The sequence below is a fragment of the Serratia sp. K1WW1 genome (assembly GCF_055790865.1).
Genome location: NZ_CM147697.1, coordinates 1882975 through 1903266, shown reverse-complemented (window position 1 = coordinate 1903266; position 20292 = coordinate 1882975). Strand labels below are relative to the sequence as shown.

Below are 20292 nucleotides of genomic sequence, written 5' to 3'. Positions count from 1 at the left end.
CTGCCCCCACCACCTCAGGCTTAAGCAGTACGCTATTAAGCACAGTTACGACGAAATTTGGCGCTATAAACCACCGCGGCGAAAAGCAATATCAATACACACGAGAAACCGCCCATTTGGTAATTCACTGATAAATAACCACCGGATAACGCTCCCAACATAAAAGCAATTATCGCAAAAAACAATACACTCTTCCCTGCTCCAGGAGAATTACTTAACATTGCATTGATGCACGTTGTCGTCATACCGGTAACATAGGTTGTATGAATGCTGACCGAACCTGCTTTATTAAAATAACCGTTTATGATCCCCATAGACATGCTGATCATCAAAATAGCCAAATTAACTGAAAAGAATGATGGCACGAAAAAATGGAGTATGAACACGATGGAAAATAATAAGAAAACAGAACTGATCATATACATATGCAGTGAAGGTGACGTGATCTTTATCCGAGCCCATGCCCCAGAAAGTGTTCCCATGAAGAACCCTGCAAGCGAAATGACTGAAAGCGATAGCATGCCCCAATCCATCTGGGCCAGGTAAATCATACTTAAAACACTGTTGCCCGTCAGGTGACCGGTAAAGACTTTAAAAATAACGAAAGAACTCGCATCAACAAACCCACCAATGAAGGTAAGCAAGAGGAAAAAGGGGATATGATCGCTCTGCTCAAAACCAGTAAACACTTTCATAATAAAAAACACTCACAAAACCCAGGCGTAACGAATAAAGGAGTTACCGTTTCACAGTTACGCTGTGCAGTGAAAGCGGAATATTAATTCATGACTATATCGGCACCATCATCAACGGTACGACAACAAGAACCACTTATAAGATTAGCCTTACAAGCAGTCAGTAATAAATGTTATAAGTTATTGTTATCACCCTGGCCGTTATAACTTTAGCCAAATTGCTTTTACCGTCGTTACAAACCAGATAAAAAACATTGGAAACCGTAGCCTGTATCTTGTTGGCTACGGTTTCTTGCACTTAATCAGGGCCGCTAACAACTATTTAGCTTCGATACCCTATTGAACTATTACTTGCGGGCCAGCAATAGCCCAACCACCAAACCTACCGTGGCACCAATGCCAACGCTATGCCAAGGCTTGTCACGGACATAGTCATCAGCACGACATGCCACCTCTTTCGCCCGCACGTAGTAACATTCTGAGCTATTTGCCAGACGCGACTTGATGTCTTTTAGCGCCCGCTCGGCATGGGTTTTGATATCCGTATAAGCCTGATCGGCTCGATCGCCAGAGTAATCCAACACTTCTTGCAGCGTGTCACTCAGCATTCTCAGATCGTCGTCCAGCGTCGTTTGGTTCTCGTTTCGATTTATCGCCATCTTTAAGCTCTCCGTTATTAACAAATTCAACGTTGCTTAACCATCAACAACCATTGGTCGTAGTCCCATGGTAGGACACGACCTGGATACACGCCATCGGAATGTTGATTAAAAAAGAGGCGAGGCAAGATACTGACGCCCTTTCAGGCGTCGGTGGAGGCTTGTTCGGCCAGCGCTACAGAGGGCGATTTACGGCGTGCGGCCAGCCACAAGCCACTGTTTTTCATGGCGTAGCCAAACAATAGCCCGACCAGCAGTGAGGCCGTGATCAATGGCCAGTTGCCGTCACCGGCGAAGGTGGCGCAGGCACCGATAAAAGTACCGGGAACAAAACCTAACCATTGTTGTTTGGCCTGAATGCACATCAGGAAAGCGACAACGCCGGTCAGCAGGTAACCCAGAATGCTCCAGGCGGGTTCCAACGCGCTGCCATGAATGATGACCATCGCCCAGAACACGCCGCTCAAACAGGTCAGTGTGCTGATTGCCAGGCCTTTGAGGCCACCTTGCGGGCAGGCAAAATAGGCCGTGCAGCCAAGAAAGCCCGCCCAACTGATTAGCCCAAGGCTGATGGCAACCCAGCCCCATACGCCGGAGAGAATACCGGTAGTTACCGCAATGGCAAAAATGACGTTCATAATCCTGATCCGCTAAAAATAATCCACCTAGTTTACGCGAAACCAGACTGCCATATGTGATAAAAATCACATCAGAAGTGCAAATTGATGCATTAAAATCATTAAAATGAGATTTTTATCACAAAAACAGGGCGTTTTTTCATCATCCAACGCGAAAAAACCGCTAGCCACATTATTGAATAAAGGCGGTGATCACAAGAGCGACCACCAGCCAAATAGCCAGGATCAGCGCGGGAAGCCCACTTTCGTAACCCATAGCCCCAACACCACGCAGACGATGACAGTAACCAGGAATAATAGGTTTACCGCCAGATGCAGACTAGCATGGTCGATGATACTGCCAAGCAAAATGGGCACCCAGTTGGCAACATAAGCAATCACATAGAACAGTGAGATCAGGCGTGCATGGCTGGCTTGGGGTGAAATCAGGTTAACCAGCGTCGCACTGCCGACAAAGATGGCTCCGTAAGCATAACCGGCAATGACCATCCCCGCAGCGGCCAGCCCCAGTGAATGGATCTGAATGGCTTCGGCAAATACCACCACCGCTAACGCCTGTGCCAGGCAGCCAAACATCAGCGAATGGCGCGCATTGATTTGACGGCTCAGGATCTGGCTGGCCCCGGCAATCAGCAGGTAGACCGCAATCACATAGCCGAAACTGCTGCGGTTCTGCATACCCAACAGCGTTTCCGCCACATTAGGGCCGATCGCCAGGATGCTGGCAGCCAGCGCCCAACAGACAAACAGCGCGCCGGCACATACGAAAAATCGGCTCCCGGTCGCGCGCAGGCCCGCGGCCAAGGTATTTTCCCCTGCCCCAGTATCCTCAGCCAAACGGACGCCAGCTTTGACCACCACGCGCGCAGGCCAGCTCAGCATAATCCCCAAAGCGGCAATCGTTGCCACCGCCATGATGATCACAAACGGCATCGAGGTGGTATGAAAACCGGTCTGCAAGGCTATACCGCTAAAAATCGGCCCCAATGCCAACCCGGCAGTAAAGGACAGGGTAGCAATTAGCGCCGCCTGCTTGCCACCGTCCGCAGGACCAAAACGAACCAATGCAATATTTGCCGCTCCGGTCAACGCCCCCGTGCCTACCCCGGCCAGCAAGCGAGCCATCAGCATCAGGGAAAATGAATCAGCCAGGGCAAAAAGCAATGCTCCCAACAACACCACCAGCAGCGCCGGGAGGATCATGCTGCGTAAATCCTTCACCTTGCCAGCCAGGTTGCCCACGGCGAACAGGGAAATCAGTACGCCAGCGGCATAAGCCCCATAGATCAGGGTCAGGCTGACCGAGGTCAGTGCCAGTTGCTGTTGGTATAAGGGATAAAGCGGCGTTGGCGCACTGCTGTTGAGCAGTGCCGACATCAATGCCAGTGCCAGAAACAGCACAATGGCTCCAGGCGAAGAGGCCGTGTTGGCTCGCGTGGTTTTATCAACGGCTAGACCGTCGGTCATGATTTTCTCCCTAAATACGCAGGCAAATCACCTCACCCGCAAAATATCAGGCGCTTATCATAGCGTTCAGAGCAGACCGCCAAAACCACCAACAATGCAGCACTATGATGCATTGTTGCAGGTGGCCAGAACGGCAAAATTACACCGAAGCCGTTGCTACCTTCTTCGCGGGTGCCCGGCGCAAAATAGCCAACGCTCCGGAAAGGATGATCAGCACCATGCCCACCGCGGCGATAAACGACAGGGTCTGGGCAAAAATCAGGTAGCCGAGCAGCGTGGAGAAAATGATTGTGCTGTAGGAAAGAATGCCGACGGTGACCGCATTGCCACCGCCATAGGCGCGGGTCATGGTGATCTGCCCCAGGCTGCCGAATACGCCGATAGCGCAGACATACAGCAGGCTGGTGGCATCCAACACCGCGAATCCGACAATCGAACTCATCACCACGCCGAACAAGGTACCGACCAGAGAGAAGTAGAACACCACACGCAGTTCAGGCTCGCCGGTACGCACCAGTTTGCCGACGTTGAAATAGGCCAGCGCCGTCAGCAATCCAGACAGCAGGCCAATCAAGGTGGCAGTATATTCCCCGTTCGGTACATCTGGACGCAACAGGATCAGGATGCCCACAAAGCCCAGCAGCACCGAGAACAGCAACCTACCGGTCAGTTGGCCTCTGGCCGTGACGAAGGTGATCACCGATTGGAAAATCGGATTGGTATAGCCCAGCGTAGTTGCGGTGGCAATAGGCAGATGGATCAGCGCATAGAAGCCGCAATACATGGCCGCATTGCCAATCGCGGCGCGCTTCATGTGCAAGCCAAGATGGCGGGTACGAAAACCGATATTTTTGATTTTTATCAGCGCCGCCACGATGGCCACGTTGATCAATGAACGGTAAAAAATAATATCGAAGAAACCGACCTTGGCCGAAGCCAGTTTGATGCAGGCCCCCATCAGCGCGAAGAACACGCTGGCAGCGACCATCCATAAAGCAACCATGATTTCCCCAGAATGCAGCCCTGCCGGGCTGCAAATAATCTCTTACGCGGCGGTTTTCACCGTCGGAAATGTGTTAGCGGCACCGCCCAAGAATACCAGCATTCTTGCGCAAAATGGATTGCCTGCTACAAATAAGCTTGCTCCATAACGTCACGCAGATGCATTTACTTATCGCTTACCAGATAATAACTATCCCTACCGCCGCTGGCGGTCAAAATAGATCGGATGCCACCAAGGACACTGCACAATGAATTGGGATGATGCACGCTTCTTCCTGGCGGTGGCACGCTGCGGTACGTTACGCAAGGCTGCCCATGAACTTCACGTCGATCAAGCTACCGTTGGGCGGCGGATCACCGCTTTCGAGCAGGCGTTGGGTTCAAAGCTGTTTATTCGCACGCCAAAATCCTTCTCGCTCAGCCCGCTGGGTGAAGCCATGCTGGCAGAAGTGCTGGCGATGGAAAATTCGGTTCAGGCTATCGCCCGTAAAGCCAGCAGCGGCGATCAAAGCCTGGCGGGTGAAGTGCGCATCGCCACCACCGATACCTTGGCCGAGGCCTTTGTGATCCCGGCACTGAAACGGCTGCGCGAGAAATACCCGCATATCACCATCACGCTACTGACGGCGCTCAATATCTCCGACATCTCCTATCGTGGGGCCGATCTGGCTATTCGTGGTGCTCGCCCTGAATCTGATGAGCTGGTCATCAAACGTCTGGCAACTATTGAGATGGGGTTATATGCCACGCAGGGCTACCTGGATCAATACGGAACGCCGAGTAAAGGCGATCATCTGCGCGGCCACGATTTGCTGATGTTCCCGCGCGAGTTGGTGCCACGCCATTGGGAAAACTTTGGCGGCGAAGCGCTGAATGAACCAAACGTGGTGCTGCAATGCAACTCACAGCTGTTACTGCGTTCGGCAACGCGCAACGGGTTGGGCATCGGCCTGCTCTCTTGCTTCCTGGCCGATAGCGATCCCGATCTGGTGCGTATCCTCCCGGAGAATCAGGACTGGGTCGATATCTGGCTGGTGTTACATCCGGATCTGCAACACACGGCAAGAATACGCGCGGTGGTGCAAGAGCTGGAAATCTCGTTTAACGGCGGCTCACTCTAGTCCACAAAAAAACAAGGGCCGCCATTTGGCGACCCTTGTTATCTAGCTCGAGATCAATCAGAACATCGGCTGTGCCATCTGCACCAGCGTGATCAGCGGCTGCGGGTAGATACCCAGCAACAGCACCAACGCGGCAGAGATCAGCACCACCACACCACCGGCGGTCAACGCCCAGTTGTTTGGCGTATCGCGAACCAGCGTTTCCGGCGCGCTGAGGAACAGGCTGACGGTCACACGCAGGTAGTAGTACAAACCGATCGCACTACCCAGCACCACGGCACCGGTCAACCACCACAGGTGAGCACTGACGCCCATCGCAATCACGAAGAACTTACCGATAAAGCCCAGCGTCATCGGGATACCGGCCAGGGAAAGCATCATCACTGTCATAACCGCTGACAGGATTGGCTTGTGCCAGAACAGGCCGCGATAGGAGAACAGCGAGTCGGCGTCCGGGCCACGGTACGGGCTGGACATCAGGCTAACCACACCGAAGGCACCCAGGCTGCTGAACAGGTAACCGGCCAGATAAACCCCGGCGGTTTCCAGCGACAGCTGGTGAGTTTGCACCGCAACCAGCGCCACCAGCAGATAACCCAAGTGAGCGATCGAGGAGTAACCCAGCAGTCGCTTGATGTTGGTCTGGCTGATTGCCATCAGGTTACCGAACAGGATCGAGCAGACGGCGATGATCGACAACACCATCCGCAACGCTTCGTTGTCGGCAGCCGGTGCGTACAGGAACAGACGCATCACGACGGCGAAGATCGCAATCTTGCTGGCGGTAGCCAGGAAGGTTGAAACCGGCGCTGGCGCCCCTTGATACACATCCGGCGTCCACAGCTGGAAAGGTACCAGGGAGAGTTTGAAGCCCAGACCGACGATCATCATGCCCATGCCTGCCAGGATCAGCGGCTGATGCATCATGTTCTCCTGCATGCTCTTGCCCAGGCCTGCCAGTGACAGGTCACCGGATTCGGCATACAGCAGCGCCATGCCGAACAGCAGGAAGCTGGAGGCCGCCGCAGACAGCACCATGTACTTGATGGCCGCTTCCAGCGAACGCTTCTGGCGATAGGCATAACCTATCAGACCAAACAGCGGCAGCGAGATCAGCTCAATACCCAGGAACAGTGAAGCCAGGTGATTGGCGCTCGCCAGCAGAATGCCACCCATGGTAGCAATCAGCACCAGCAGGTAGAACTCTTCGCGGTTATCCGGGTAACCCACCAGCCATGGATAGGCAAAGGTACAGGTTGCCAGACTAGCCAGCACCACCAGCCCGGTATAGAACATCGAGTAACCGTCAACCCGCACCAGCGGGGTGACGTCCATTGGGCCTACCTGGCCAACAAAGTAGAGTGAAAGCAGCGCCAGGTTAAGACCGATCACTGTCAGGGTGGCGTTGATAAAGTGGTCGCGTCGCCACGCAATGCACAGCATCACAACCACCACCGTCAATCCGACGATCAACAGCGGTAACAGTGCGATCAGTTGTTGAGGAGTTATTGTCATGGCGAATTACGGCCTTGTTGTTGAAATTGCTGAAACTGACGGACCAAACCAGTGTTGCACGTTGCTCATCGCCGCACTTGAGGTATCGAGGATTGGCTGAGGATAGACACCCAGCAGCACCAGCAGTACCACCAACAGCAGAATGATAAACAGTTCACGTGCGGTCATGCCCGGCAACGGTTGATCAGATTTCGGGGTGCCGTAGTAGGCACGCTGCATCATGATCAACGAGTAAACCGAAGCAAACACCAGACCGAAGGTAGAAATCACGGTGATCACTGGTACAACCTGGAAGCTGCCGAACAGGATCATGAATTCACCGACGAAGTTACCGGTACCCGGCATCCCCAGGGTTGCCACCGCGAAGAACAGTGACAGCGCAGGAAGGTACTTGATACGTCCCCACAGGCCGCCCATCTGACGCATATCGCGGGTATGCAGACGTTCATACAGCTGGCCACAGATGATGAACATACCGGCCGCAGACAGGCCGTGGGCAATCATCTGGATAACCGCACCCTGGTAAGCCAGCTGGCTACCGGTGTAGATGGCGATCAGTACGAAGCCCATATGGGAAACGGAGGTATAGGCAATCAGACGTTTGATATCGGTCTGTGCGAACGCCATCCAGGCACCGTAGAAGATACCAATCACACCCAGCCACATGGCGATAGGGGCAAACTCGGCGGACGCGTTCGGGAACAGCGGCAGGCTGAAACGCAGCAGGCCGTAGGCCGCCGTCTTCAGCAAGATCCCCGCCAGGTCGACAGAACCCGCCGTTGGTGCCTGGCTATGCGCATCCGGCAACCAGCCGTGCAATGGCACCACCGGCATTTTAACCGCAAACGCAATGAAGAAGCCCAGCATTAACAGGTATTCAACGTTGTGCGACATCGGAGTTTTCAGCAGATCTTCGTAGTTGAAGGTCCACACGCCAGTCGCATTGTAGTGCACAAATACCAGCCCCATGATCGCAATCAGCATCACCAGACCGCTGGCCTGGGTGTAGATGAAGAACTTGGTTGCTGCGGTGATACGGGTTTTACCATCCGATGCTTTATGACCCCACAAGGCGATCAGGAAGTACATCGGTACCAGCATCATTTCCCAGAAGAAGAAGAACAGGAACAGGTCGATGGCCAGGAACACGCCGATCACACCGCCCAGGATCCACAACAGGTTCAGGTGGAAGAAGCCCTGATACTTCTGGATTTCACGCCAGGAACAGAGGATCGCCAGCACACCCAGGAAACCGGTCAGCACCACCATCAGCAGTGACAGGCCGTCTAGCGCCAGGTGAATGCTGATGCCAAAGCGCGGGATCCACGGCAACATAAACTCAGACTGCCACTGCGGCACGCCCTGCGGTTTTATCAACGAATAGCCCCCCTGCAACCACAGTTGCAGAGAAAGCGCCAACGTCAGCCCCATTGCGATCAACGCTATCCAGCGCGGCGCCTTAGTACCGAAACGTTCGCACTGCCAGCACAGCAGACCGCCGATAAAGGGGATAAGAATTAGCCAAGGTAATAGCATGGCGTTTTGTGTCCCTTATATGAATAATCTAAAAAACTTGTATCGGGCCCTTGTTCGACAAGGGCCGAACCCAAAATGCGTCTGTTTAAATTATTCAGTTAAACCAAAATCAACAGAGCCAGTACCAGCACTGCACCCACACCCATAGACGCGATATACCAGCGGATCTGACCGTTCTCACTTACCGTCAGGCCACGGTTCCCCCAGCGGGAGAACAGCGCAGGCAGGTTCATCAGTGAGTTCAGCGGATCGCTTTGCAGCAGCTTGGCGATGCCCAGGTATGGCTTGACGAACACTTTGTCATACAGCCAGTCGAAGCCCCAGGCATGGAACCACCAGGTCGAGAAGAAGCGACCCGGAGCGCTGTTCGCGATGCTGTTGACCAGGCGACGTTGGCCCAGCCACAGCGCAGCTGCCAGCAGGATCCCGACGATAGCGACCACGCCAGAGGCGATCTCCAACGTCAGAACGCTGCCGTGTGCCAGTTCGGTCGTTTCTGGCAGTACACCCTGCAACGGCGGCACAATCATCGCGCCGACGAAGGTGGACAGCACCATCAGAACCAACAGTGGCAGGTGGTGAGTAATACCTTTGCCCGCATGCGCTTTGATTTTCTCTTCGCCGTGGAACACGATGAAGATCATGCGGAAGGTATACAGTGAGGTCATGAATGCACCAATCAGACCGGCAATCATCAGGTTGAAGTGGCCGTTCGCCATGGCGCCCGCCAGGATTTCATCCTTACTGAAGAAGCCAGCGGTGACGATAGGCAGAGCAGACAGTGCCGCGCCCCCCACCAGGAAGCACACATACACCAGCGGAATGCTCTTGCGCAGGCCACCCATCTTGAAGATGTTCTGCTCATGATGACAGGCCAGGATCACCGAACCGGAGGACAGGAACAACAGCGCCTTGAAGAACGCGTGGGTCATCAGGTGGAAGATGGCCGCATCCCATGCCTGCACGCCCAGCGCCAGGAACATGTAGCCAATCTGGCTCATGGTGGAATAGGCAAGCACGCGTTTGATGTCGGTCTGTACCAGCGCGGCAAAGCCCGCCAGCAGCAGCGTAACGCCACCAATGATACCGACCAGATTCAGCACTTCCGGCGTCATCAGGAACAGGCCATGCATACGGGCAATCAGGTAGACACCTGCGGTAACCATGGTTGCGGCGTGGATCAATGCAGATACCGGGGTTGGACCCGCCATCGCATCTGCCAGCCAGGTTTGCAACGGCAGCTGAGCCGATTTACCGACTGCGCCACCCAGTAACATCAGGGTTGCCCAGGTCAACGCCGTATCGCCAACCGCCAGTTTCTGCGGTGCCAGCACCATCAGTTCACGGATGTTCAGCGTACCCAGCTCGTGGTACAGGATGAACAGCGCAATGGCCAGGAACACGTCGCCCACGCGGGTAACGATGAAGGCTTTCATGGCTGCCGCGCCGTTGGCCGGATCTTTGTAGTAGAAACCGATCAACAGGTAGCTGCACAGGCCCACGCCTTCCCAACCCAGGTACATCAGCAGCAAGTTGTCTGCCAGTACCAATACCACCATGCTGGCGATAAACAGGTTGGTGTAAGCGAAGAAGCGGGAGTAGCCCTCTTCCCCACGCATGTACCAGGAAGCATACATGTGGATCAGGAAGCCAACGCCGGTGACCACTGACAACATGGTCAGTGACAGGCCATCCAGCACCAGGGTAACGCCGACGTTGAAGTCGCCAACGCTCATCCAGTTCCACAGGCTTTGCTCATACAGCTGCACGCCCGCGGCCCTTTGGCCAAGAAAATCGATCGCCACATACGCCGTGACCACTGCCGCCAGGCCAATCGACCCCACGCCAACGGTAGCCGCGGTGTTTTCAGACCAGCGACCACGGGAAAATGCCAACAGCAGGAACCCGATCAGCGGTAGCAGAATAGTTAAATATAATAGGTTCATCCGCGCATCTCACTGACAGTGTCAATATCCAGGGTATGCCGACGACGGTAAAGCTGTAGCAGCAACGCCAGGCCGATACTGGCCTCGGCTGCCGCCAGACTGATGGCCAGGATGTACATCACCTGCCCGTCGGTCTGGCCCCAATAGCTACCCGCCACGATAAACGCCAACGCCGCAGCGTTGATCATCACTTCCAGACTGATCAGCATAAACAGCAGGTTGCGGCGTAACATCAAGCCGGTCAGCCCCAGGACGAACAGGATCGCCGCCAGGATCAGCCCATGTTGAAGAGGGATCATGCTTGGTCCTCCGATTTTCTTTTCGCCATTTCGCTGCTTGCCGGGGTATTACTGAACACTTCACCCGGTTTGTGCTCACGGCCAATGTGGAAGGCAACGACCAGGCCCGCCAACAGCAGCATTGAAGCCAGCTCAACCGCCAGCACGTAAGGACCAAACAGGCTGATCCCGACCGCTTTGGCGTCCACCATCTCACCGGTGATGCCCTGATCGGACACGCTGCGGATCGCCACAATCAGCACCACCAGCAAGATCAGTGACAGCAGACCAGGGCCAATCCAGACGGCAGGCTTCAGCCAGTCGCGCTCTTGTTGCTGCACCGCGTTGCCGAGGTTGAGCATCATGACCACGAACACGAACAGCACCATAATGGCACCGGCGTAGACGATGATTTCCAGAGCACCCGCAAAGTAGGCACCCAGTGAGAAAAAGACTGCCGAGATCGCCAGTAAAGAGACGATCAGATACAGCAGCGCATGCACAGGATTGGTATGCGAGATGACGCGAATAGTCGCGATAATCGCAATGAACCCTGCCAGATAAAAGGCAATTTCCATGCTTGCTGGCTCCTTAAGGCAACAGACCTTTGACGTCGATCGGTTTGGCTTCGTTTTCGGCTTCGCCTTTGGCTTTGCCGTCAATCGCCATACCGGCCATCCGGTAGAAGTTATATTCCGGATATTTACCCGGCCCCGAGATCAACAGATCTTCTTTTTCGTACACCAGATCCTGGCGCTTGAACTCACCCATTTCGAAATCCGGCGTCAGCTGGATCGCGGTGGTTGGGCAAGCCTCTTCGCACAGACCGCAGAAAATGCAGCGTGAGAAGTTGATGCGGAAAAACTCCGGATACCAGCGGCCATCTTTCTGCTCTGCTTTTTGCAGGGAGATACAGCCAACCGGGCAGGCAACCGCACACAGGTTACAGGCCACGCAGCGCTCTTCACCGTCCGGATCGCGCGTCAGCACGATGCGGCCACGGTAGCGCGGCGGCAGGTAAACCGGTTCTTCCGGATACATCTGGGTTTCGCGTTTGGCGAAGGCGTGCAAGCCAATCATCCAAAGGCTGCGCACCTGGGTGCCGAAACCAACCACTAACTCTTTCAATGTCATGGTTTATTCACCCCTTATTGAGCGTTGTACAAAATGACCGCGGCGGTTGCCAGCAGGTTCAGCAGCGTCAACGGCAGGCAAATTTTCCAGCCGAATGACATCACCTGGTCATAACGCGGACGCGGCAACGAAGCACGGATCAGAATGAACATCACCATGAAGAAGGCCGTTTTCAGTGCGAACCAGATAAATGGCGGCAGGAATGGACCCTGCCAACCGCCGAAGAACAACGTCACAATCAGGGCGGACACGGTCACGATACCGATGTATTCCCCCACGAAGAACAGACCGAATTTCATGCCGGAATATTCAATGTGGTAACCGTCGGCCAGTTCCTGCTCGGCTTCCGGCTGGTCAAACGGATGGCGGTGACATACCGCCACACCGGCAATCGCAAAGGTAATGAAACCAAAGAACTGCGGAATGACGTTCCAGATGTGTGCCTGTGATTCAACAATCGCCTGCATGTTGAACGAGTCGGCTTGCGCCACCACGCCTAGCACGGACAGACCGAGGAACACTTCGTAGCTCAGGGTTTGTGCCGAAGCACGCATCGCCCCTAACAGCGAGTATTTGTTGTTACTGGACCAGCCGGCGAACAGCACGGCATACACCGCCAGGCCAGCCATCATCAGGAAGAACAGAATACCGATGTTGAGATCGGCCACCGACCAGGTCGGGCTGACCGGCACGATGGCAAAGGCCAACAGCAGCGAGGTAAAGGCGATCACCGGGGCCAGCGTAAAGATCATGCGGTCGGCGAAGGTCGGAACCCAGTCTTCTTTGAAGAACATTTTGATCATGTCGGCGACCAGCTGCAGCGAACCGCCCCAGCCGACACGGTTTGGTCCGTAACGGTTCTGGAACAGCCCCAGCAGACGGCGTTCGCCGAAGCTCATAAACGCCCCGCAGGTGACCACGACCAACAGGATCACCACCGCTTTCAACACGGCGATCAGGATGTCGATCACCTCAGGTGTCAACCAGCTCATAGTGCCGCCTCCCGCAGATTTTCAACCTTCGCACCCACCAGTACCGGCGGGATCCCTGGCAAGCCGAGCGGCAAACCAACCTGGCCTTGGCTCAGGGTTTCACTCAGGCGTACCGGCAAACGCAGCGTTTGACCTGCACAACTGAACTCGACCCAGGCACCGGCATTGACACCAAGCTGTGCAGCATCGGCAACGTTGATCATCACGTAGGCCTGAGGCATACGCTGCTGGATCACTTCGGAGCGCTGTGACATTTCGTCACTGCCAAACAGGTGGTAATACGGCGCAACACGCCAGCCTTCGGCTTTGAACGCCGTAGGGATAGCGCTGAAGTAACCGAGGTTGCCCTCCCCTGCTTCGATCAGGCGGATACCCGGATCGCCATGGCGCAGTTTGCCACCCACTTCGGCCTGGAACTTGTTCCATGCCTGCGGTGAGTTCCAACCTGGTGCCCAGGCAAATGGGATCTGCTGACGGTCAGCCAGCGGGCTGTTGTTCCCTTCCATCGAGAAGGCGAACATGGTGTCTTTATCCTGCGGCTGACGCGGTTCATGCACGCTGATATCGGCACGCATCGCGGTGCGGCCACTGTAGCGGTGCGGTGAACGGGCCAGTTTCTGACCACGGATGCGGAAGGTCGCATCCGGCGCAGCTTCGACAATACCTTGCAACTGCGGCAATGCGCTCACGCAGGCGGCAATCACGTCATCGAGCTGGGTCCAGTCAACCTGGCGGCTGGTGTAGGTGGAGTGCAGCGAGTGCATCCAACGCCAGCTTTCCAACATCACGCTGTAGATATTTTTCTTGGCATCATCGTAATAAGCCGGGTCGTAGACCTGGAAGAAGCGCTGTGCGCGGCCTTCCTGGCTGACCAAGGTGCCATCGCTCTCTGCAAAACTGGCTGCAGACAGGATCAGGTTGGCTTTATCCATGATGGCGGTGCGCTGGTGATCGGCAACGATCAGGTTACTGACCTTGGCCAATGCGGCATCTACTTTGGCCGCCGGGGCGTGACGATAGAGGTCGTTTTCCATCACGATGGCGGTATCAGCAGAACCACTTTCCAGTTGCACCAGTGCCTCGTCCAGCGAACCACCGCCAATCATCGCCAGACCCATGCTGTTGGCAGCGGCGGCGACGAAGGTGATACCGACATTGGCACCGCGACCTTTCAACGCCTTGGCAATGTTGGCCGCAGCTTCAATGATAGCTGTGCTACCCGCATTGCTGCCGGTGATGATCAATGGTTTCTGCGCGCCGGCCAGGGCCTGTACGATCACGTCGATTTTCTTGTTCAGGTCTTCGGCCAGATCGGTCACCGCCGGCGCGGACTCATCCAGCGCGTGGGCAATGGCGAAGCCTAAACGGGCTTGCTCATCCACCGGCGCACGGTAGTTCCAGGCGGCGATGTCGTCCAGACGGGTGTTATCAACGTTAGTGACGAACAGCGGGTGTTTGGCGTGCTGCCCGATGGTTTGCACCGCCGCGATCTGCCAATCGGCAACGCGGTGTGCCGCAGCCATCGCGCGGGCTTTACCTTTCACTGCCTGACGCACCGACAGCGCGATACGGGCGCCGGTCTGAGTCAAATCTTCACCCAGAACCAACACCGCGTCGTAGCTTTCGATTTCGCGCAGGTTAGGCGTATAAACGCCGCTGTTTTTCAACACGTTGAGCATCAGGTCCAGGCGCTGTTGTTCAGCCTGATTGATGCCGGTATAGAAGTTCTCGGCGCCGACCAGTTCACGCAACGCAAAGTTGCTTTCCAGGCTGGCACGCGGTGAACCGATACCGATGGTTTTGTTGGCCTGACGCAGAATATCTGCCGCGCCCTGCATCGCCTGCTCGGCGTTCAGAGTGATCCAGTCGTTGCCACGCAGTTGCTGCGGCTGACGAGGGCGATCTTTCTGATTCACATAGCCATAACCAAAGCGGCCGCGGTCACACAGGAAATAGTGGTTTACGCTGCCGTTGTAACGGTTTTCGATACGGCGCAGTTCGCCATAGCGCTCACCCGGGCTGGTGTTACAGCCGATGCTGCACTGCTGGCAGATGCTCGGGGCAAACTGCATGTCCCACTTACGGTTGTAACGCTCGGAGTGGGTTTTGTCGGTGAATACGCCGGTTGGGCACACTTCTACCAGGTTACCGGAGAACTCGCTTTCCAGCGTGCCGCTTTCCGGACGACCGAAATAGACGTTGTCGTGTGCGCCGTATACACCGAAATCGGTGCCATCCGCGTAGTCTTTGTAGTAACGCACACAGCGGTAACAGGCGATGCAGCGGTTCATCTCATGCGAGATAAATGGCCCCAGTTCCTGGTTGTTGTGGGTGCGCTTACTGAAGCGATATTTACGGAAGCTGTGGCCGGTCATTACTGTCATATCTTGCAGGTGACAGTTACCGCCCTCTTCACATACCGGACAGTCGTGCGGGTGGTTGGTCATCAACCACTCGACCACGCTTTCACGGAACTGTTTGGCTTCTGCGTCATCGATGGAAATAAAGGTCCCATCGGATGCCGGTGTCATACAGGACATCACCAAACGGCCACGCGTATCGTCCGCGTTTTGGTATTGCTTTACCGCACATTGGCGGCAAGCGCCGACGCTTCCAAGCGCCGGATGCCAGCAAAAGTAAGGAATATCGAGGCCGAGGGAGAGACACGCCTGCAACAGGTTGTCGGCTCCATCTACGTCGTATTCTTTGCCGTCTACATGAATCGTAGCCATAGTCAGCATGCTTCCAAGTGGCCTGCCCATAAGGCAGGCGTTAATCAAAAATTCTGGCCGTGTTTCGGGGCGCGCTCACCGCACCCAGGCAAAGCGGGATTACCAGCGTTGCTTCAACAAGTTGTTTGGCTGAATGCCGCCAACCGCCTGGAGATTGCCCAGGTACTGTGGGGAAATCCCGGCTTCAAACTCTTCACGGAAATATTTAATCGCGCTTTGCAGTGGCTCTACGGCACCTGGCGCATGGGCGCAGAAGGTTTTACCTGGGCCAAGGGAGCGGCACAGCTGCTCGAGGGTTTCGATATCCCCCGGCTGGCCTTCGCCTCTTTCCAAAGCACGCAGGATCTTCACGCTCCACGGCAAGCCGTCACGGCACGGTGTACACCAGCCACAGGACTCACGGGCAAAGAACTCTTCCAGGTTACGCACCAGGGGAACCATGCCGATTTCGTGATCCACCGCCATCGCCAGCGCCGTACCTAAACGGCTGCCTGCTTTACCGATGCTTTCGAAGTCCATTGGCAGATCCAGGTGATCGGCGGTCAGGAAGTCGGTACCCGCCCCGCCCGGCTGCCAGGCTTTAAATTTCAGGCCATCGCGCATGCCACCGGCGTAATCTTCCAGAATTTCACGCGCGGTAGTCCCAAACGGCAGCTCCCAGACGCCTGGGTTTTTCACCCGGCCAGAGAAGCCCATCAGTTTGGTACCGGCGTCGTTACTCTTACCGGCGGAGATCCCTTTGTACCAGTCCACACCATGCTCGAGGATGGCAGGCACGTTACACAAGGTCTCTACGTTGTTCACGCAGGTCGGTTTGCCCCATACGCCCACGGAAGCGGGGAATGGCGGCTTGGAGCGCGGGTTGGCGCGGCGGCCTTCCAGCGAGTTGATCAGCGCCGTTTCTTCACCGCAGATGTAGCGGCCAGCGCCGGTGTGGACGAACAGCTCGAAGTCAAAGCCGCTGCCCATGATATTTTTGCCCAGCAGGCCTGCTTCGGTAGCTTCCGCAATCGCACGGCGCAGATGTACTGCGGCCTCGACGTATTCGCCACGCAGGAAGATATAACCCCGGTAGGCTTTCAGCGCGAATGCCGAAATCAGCATGCCTTCCACCAACAGGTGCGGCAGTTGCTCCATCAGCAGACGGTCTTTATAGGTGCCCGGCTCCATTTCATCGGCGTTACACAGCAGGTAACGGATGTTCATGGATTCATCTTTCGGCATCAGGCTCCACTTCAAACCGGTGGAGAAACCTGCACCACCACGGCCTTTCAGCCCGGCATCTTTCACCAGGGTGACGATGTCGTCGGCGGCCATGCCTTTCAGCGCTTTTTCCGCGCCCTGGTAACCGTTCTTGCTGCGATATTCATCCAGCCATACCGGCTGTTGGTCATCGCGCAGGCGCCAGGTCAGCGGATGCATTTCGGCAGTACGTTTGATATCGATCATCATTTATACCGCTCCAACAGTTCGACCGCGTTTTCAGGCGTCAGGTGAGCATGAGTATCTTCATCGATCATCATGTTCGGGCCTTTGTCGCAGTTGCCCAGACAGCAGGTCGGCAGCAGGGTGAAACGACCGTCAAAGGTAGTCTGACCCGGCTTGATGTTGAGTTTCTTTTCCAGCGCGGCCTGAATGCCCTGGTAGCCGTTGATGTGACAAACCACGCTGTCACAGTAACGGATCACATGGCGTCCTACTGGCTGGCGGAAAATCTGGCTGTAGAACGTGGCCACGCCTTCTACGTCGCTGGCTGGGATGCCCAGCACTTCAGCGATGGCATAAATCGCCCCATCCGGAACCCAGCCACGCTGCTTCTGCACGATCTTCAGTGCTTCAATGGAGGCGGCGCGTGGATCCTCGTAATGGTGCTTTTCGTGCTCGATCGCATCACGTTCTTCCGCGCTCAGCACAAATGCATCAGCGCCGCTCTGGGGAGCGGCTGCATTGGTGGCCTCAAGCGCATCGTGACTCACGTGAGTGTCTTTAAGATCATGCATAGTTAGCGGTCCACATCTGACATTACAAAATCGATACTACCCAGATAGACGATCAGGTCAGAGACCAGGCTGCCACGGATCACCGCAGGGATTTGCTGCAGGTGAGCATAGCTTGGCGTACGGATCCTGGTGCGATAGCTCATGGTGCTGCCGTCGCTGGTCAGGTAGTAGCTGTTGATCCCTTTCGTGGCTTCAACCATCTGGAATGATTCGTTGGCTGGCATCACCGGGCCCCAGGAAACCTGCAGGAAGTGGGTGATCAGCGTTTCAATATGCTGCAACGTGCGCTCTTTCGGCGGCGGCGTGGTCAGCGGATGATCGGCCTTGAACGGGCCTTCCGGCATGTTGTTCAGGCACTGCTCAAGAATGCGCAGGCTCTGGCGCAGCTCTTCCACTTTCAGCATCACGCGGGTATAGCAGTCGCTGTTGCCGTCGCCGACCGGCACTTCGAAATCGAAGTTTTCATAGCCGGAGTATGGACGCCATTTACGCACGTCAAACTCAACGCCGGTAGCGCGCAGGCCTGCACCGGTCACACCCCATTCCAACGCTTCTTTGGCGTTGTAAGAAGCCACGCCGACAGAACGCCCTTTCAGAACGGAGTTGTGCAGTGCCGCTTTCACATAGGAATCGAGGCGCTTCGGCATCCAGTCCAGGAAGTCACGCAGCAGGCGATCCCAGCCACGCGGCAGGTCGTGCGCCACGCCACCAATACGGAACCAGGCCGGGTGCATACGGAAGCCGGTAATCGCTTCAACGACATCATAAACTTTCTGACGGTCGGTAAAGGCGAAGAACACCGGGGTCATGGCGCCCACGTCCTGGATAAAGGTACTGATGTACAGCAGATGGCTGTTGATGCGGAACAGCTCAGACAGCATGACGCGGATGGTGTTGACACGATCCGGCACCACGATCCCGGCCAGTTTTTCCACCGCCAGTACGTAAGGCATTTCGTTTACGCAGCCGCCGAGGTATTCGATGCGATCGGTATACGGGATAAAGCTGTGCCAAGACTGGCGTTCGCCCATCTTCTCTGCGCCACGGTGGTGGTAGCCCACGTCCGGCACACAGTCGACGATGTCTTCACCGTCCAGCTGCAGAATAATACGGAATGCACCGTGTGAAGAAGGGTGGTTCGGGCCGAGGTTGAGGAACATGAAGTCCTCGTTCTCGGTGCCGCGCTTCATGCCCCACTCTTCCGGCTTGAACTTCAGCGACTCCATCTCCAGATCTTCTTTCTGTTTGGTCAACACAAAGGGATCGAATTCGGTGGCGCGCGCCGGGTAGTCTTTACGCAGTGGATGGCCTTCCCAGCTCTGCGGCATCATGATGCGCGTCAGGTGCGGGTGGCCGTCGAAGGTAATACCGAACATTTCCCAGGTTTCGCGCTCATACCAGTTGGCATTCGGGAAAATCTTAGTCACTGTGGGCACGTGCAGGTCTTTTTCAGACAGCGCCACTTTCAGCATGATGTCACGGTTACGTTCGACAGAAATCAGATGGTAGAAAACAGAGAAATCCGCAGCAGGCAAGCCTTCACGGTGGGTACGAAGACGCTCGTCCATGCCATGCAGATCGAACAGCATGACGTACGGCTTCGGTTGTTTTCTCAAAAACGTCATAACTTCCAGCAACTGCTCAACTTTGACCCATACCACGGGCATTCCGGTACGGGTGGGCTGAACAGTAAAGGCTTCCGGCCCAAAACGGTTGCGCAGTTCGCCGATCACCGGATCATCGAGATGATCTCTGGTATGCCATGCAGGCAGAGCTTCGTGCGTCGTTAAATCTGTCATAATTTTTTTCACCACACTAAAGGGTTATTTCGCCGCAAGTTCAACTTTTCGCTGTGTTAACCAATAGCGCACTAAGATGGACGTTAAATGAACGTCTTAAATCTCGTCAGGCGAGCGAAGGTTGGTTACCGCAATACGCTCGGCGTGCTTACGTTCTTTTTCTGATGGCATATTGGCGCGGTACACGCCCTGATCGCCAACGACCCACGACAGCGGGCGACGTTCTTTGCCTATGGATTCCTGCAGCAGCAGCAGTGCCTGCATGTAAGCCTCCGGGCGCGGTGGGCAGCCAGGGATATACACGTCGACCGGCAGGAATTTATCCACGCCCTGGACCACTGAGTAGATATCGTACATGCCGCCGGAGTTGGCGCAGGAGCCCATCGAGATCACCCATTTAGGCTCCAGCATTTGCTCGTACAAACGCTGAATAACCGGGGCCATCTTGGTAAAGCAGGTGCCGGCAACGACCATAAAGTCGGCCTGGCGTGGGGAGGCACGTAGAACTTCCGCACCAAAACGCGCCACGTCGTGAACGGCGGTAAACGAGGTCACCATTTCCACATAACAGCACGAAAGGCCGAAGTTATACGGCCAAAGAGAGTTTTTACGCCCCCAGTTCACCATGTCATGCAATGCATGTTCGAGTTTACCCATGTAAACCGTACGGTGAACCTGCTGCTCAAGGGGATCGCCTACGATCTCCTGTTTTTGCAGGGGATAACGGTCGTTCTCACCGTTCGGGTCTATGCGGGTGAGCGTATAGTCCATCTTAATG

At 55.4% G+C, this 20292-nt stretch carries 18 protein-coding genes; 1 reads left to right on the top strand and 17 read right to left on the bottom strand.

All coding sequences use genetic code 11. The annotated features are described in order from the left end of the window. Positions 1 to 35 precede the first annotated feature (35 nt). From ACX9GU_RS08715 to ACX9GU_RS08695, 5 genes are all read right to left on the bottom strand, one after another. A complete protein-coding gene (locus ACX9GU_RS08715) occupies positions 36 to 695 on the bottom strand; it encodes a DUF1275 family protein (RefSeq protein WP_473194477.1) in 660 nt (219 codons plus the stop codon). Positions 696 to 1042: 347 nt separating this feature from the next. Beyond that, positions 1043 to 1354: a stress response protein ElaB gene (gene elaB / locus ACX9GU_RS08710; RefSeq protein ID WP_473194476.1), complete on the bottom strand. Its 312-nt coding sequence runs from the start codon at positions 1352 to 1354 to the stop codon at positions 1043 to 1045. Between the two features lie 143 nt (positions 1355 to 1497). Continuing rightward, on the bottom strand, positions 1498 to 1992 hold the full coding sequence (locus ACX9GU_RS08705; RefSeq protein WP_024485129.1) for a DUF1097 domain-containing protein: 495 nt from the start codon (positions 1990 to 1992) through the stop codon (positions 1498 to 1500). Positions 1993 to 2217: 225 nt separating this feature from the next. After that, a complete protein-coding gene (locus tag ACX9GU_RS08700) occupies positions 2218 to 3459 on the bottom strand; it encodes an MFS transporter (RefSeq protein ID WP_473194475.1) in 1242 nt (413 codons plus the stop codon). 139 nt (positions 3460 to 3598) lie between these two features. Next, positions 3599 to 4462, bottom strand: coding sequence for a DMT family transporter (locus ACX9GU_RS08695; protein ID WP_473194474.1), 864 nt, complete (start codon positions 4460 to 4462; stop codon positions 3599 to 3601). 247 nt (positions 4463 to 4709) lie between these two features. Between ACX9GU_RS08695 and ACX9GU_RS08690 the strand changes: the two genes are divergently transcribed. Beyond that, positions 4710 to 5582, top strand: coding sequence for a LysR family transcriptional regulator (locus ACX9GU_RS08690; RefSeq protein WP_473194473.1), 873 nt, complete (start codon positions 4710 to 4712; stop codon positions 5580 to 5582). 57 nt (positions 5583 to 5639) lie between these two features. On the opposite strand, the gene nuoN is transcribed toward ACX9GU_RS08690, so the two are convergent. From nuoN to ACX9GU_RS08630, 12 genes are all read right to left on the bottom strand, one after another. Further along, entirely contained in the window at positions 5640 to 7097 is a 1458-nt protein-coding gene (gene nuoN / locus ACX9GU_RS08685; RefSeq protein WP_021805986.1) for an NADH-quinone oxidoreductase subunit NuoN, read from the bottom strand. A 6-nt stretch (positions 7098 to 7103) separates the two neighbouring features. Further along, positions 7104 to 8633: an NADH-quinone oxidoreductase subunit M gene (gene nuoM / locus ACX9GU_RS08680; protein ID WP_024485132.1), complete on the bottom strand. Its 1530-nt coding sequence runs from the start codon at positions 8631 to 8633 to the stop codon at positions 7104 to 7106. 98 nt (positions 8634 to 8731) lie between these two features. Continuing rightward, positions 8732 to 10579, bottom strand: a complete 1848-nt coding sequence (gene nuoL / locus ACX9GU_RS08675; RefSeq protein ID WP_473194472.1) for an NADH-quinone oxidoreductase subunit L — start codon at positions 10577 to 10579, stop codon at positions 8732 to 8734. Then, positions 10576 to 10878, bottom strand: a complete 303-nt coding sequence (nuoK, locus tag ACX9GU_RS08670; protein WP_021178516.1) for an NADH-quinone oxidoreductase subunit NuoK — start codon at positions 10876 to 10878, stop codon at positions 10576 to 10578. The genes nuoL and nuoK overlap by 4 nt, the downstream gene beginning before the upstream one ends. Beyond that, positions 10875 to 11435 carry an NADH-quinone oxidoreductase subunit J gene (gene nuoJ / locus ACX9GU_RS08665; RefSeq protein ID WP_021805989.1) on the bottom strand — a complete coding sequence of 187 codons (561 nt, stop codon included), beginning with the start codon at positions 11433 to 11435 and terminating at the stop codon, positions 10875 to 10877. Before nuoJ ends, nuoK begins: the two co-directional genes overlap by 4 nt. 13 nt (positions 11436 to 11448) lie before the next feature. Beyond that, entirely contained in the window at positions 11449 to 11991 is a 543-nt protein-coding gene (gene nuoI, locus ACX9GU_RS08660) for an NADH-quinone oxidoreductase subunit NuoI (RefSeq protein ID WP_021178518.1), read from the bottom strand. A gap of 14 nt (positions 11992 to 12005) precedes the next feature. Beyond that, positions 12006 to 12983: an NADH-quinone oxidoreductase subunit NuoH gene (nuoH, locus tag ACX9GU_RS08655; RefSeq protein WP_021805990.1), complete on the bottom strand. Its 978-nt coding sequence runs from the start codon at positions 12981 to 12983 to the stop codon at positions 12006 to 12008. Further along, positions 12980 to 15715: an NADH-quinone oxidoreductase subunit NuoG gene (gene nuoG / locus ACX9GU_RS08650; protein ID WP_473194471.1), complete on the bottom strand. Its 2736-nt coding sequence runs from the start codon at positions 15713 to 15715 to the stop codon at positions 12980 to 12982. The genes nuoH and nuoG overlap by 4 nt, the downstream gene beginning before the upstream one ends. Before the next feature lie 99 nt (positions 15716 to 15814). Then, on the bottom strand, positions 15815 to 17167 hold the full coding sequence (gene nuoF, locus ACX9GU_RS08645) for an NADH-quinone oxidoreductase subunit NuoF (protein ID WP_021805992.1): 1353 nt from the start codon (positions 17165 to 17167) through the stop codon (positions 15815 to 15817). Next, on the bottom strand, positions 17164 to 17715 hold the full coding sequence (nuoE, locus tag ACX9GU_RS08640; RefSeq protein ID WP_021178523.1) for an NADH-quinone oxidoreductase subunit NuoE: 552 nt from the start codon (positions 17713 to 17715) through the stop codon (positions 17164 to 17166). Before nuoE ends, nuoF begins: the two co-directional genes overlap by 4 nt. A gap of 2 nt (positions 17716 to 17717) precedes the next feature. Further along, positions 17718 to 19514: an NADH-quinone oxidoreductase subunit C/D gene (gene nuoC / locus ACX9GU_RS08635; protein ID WP_025122804.1), complete on the bottom strand. Its 1797-nt coding sequence runs from the start codon at positions 19512 to 19514 to the stop codon at positions 17718 to 17720. A gap of 96 nt (positions 19515 to 19610) precedes the next feature. Then, a complete protein-coding gene (locus tag ACX9GU_RS08630; protein WP_021178525.1) occupies positions 19611 to 20285 on the bottom strand; it encodes a NuoB/complex I 20 kDa subunit family protein in 675 nt (224 codons plus the stop codon). Positions 20286 to 20292 lie beyond the last annotated feature (7 nt).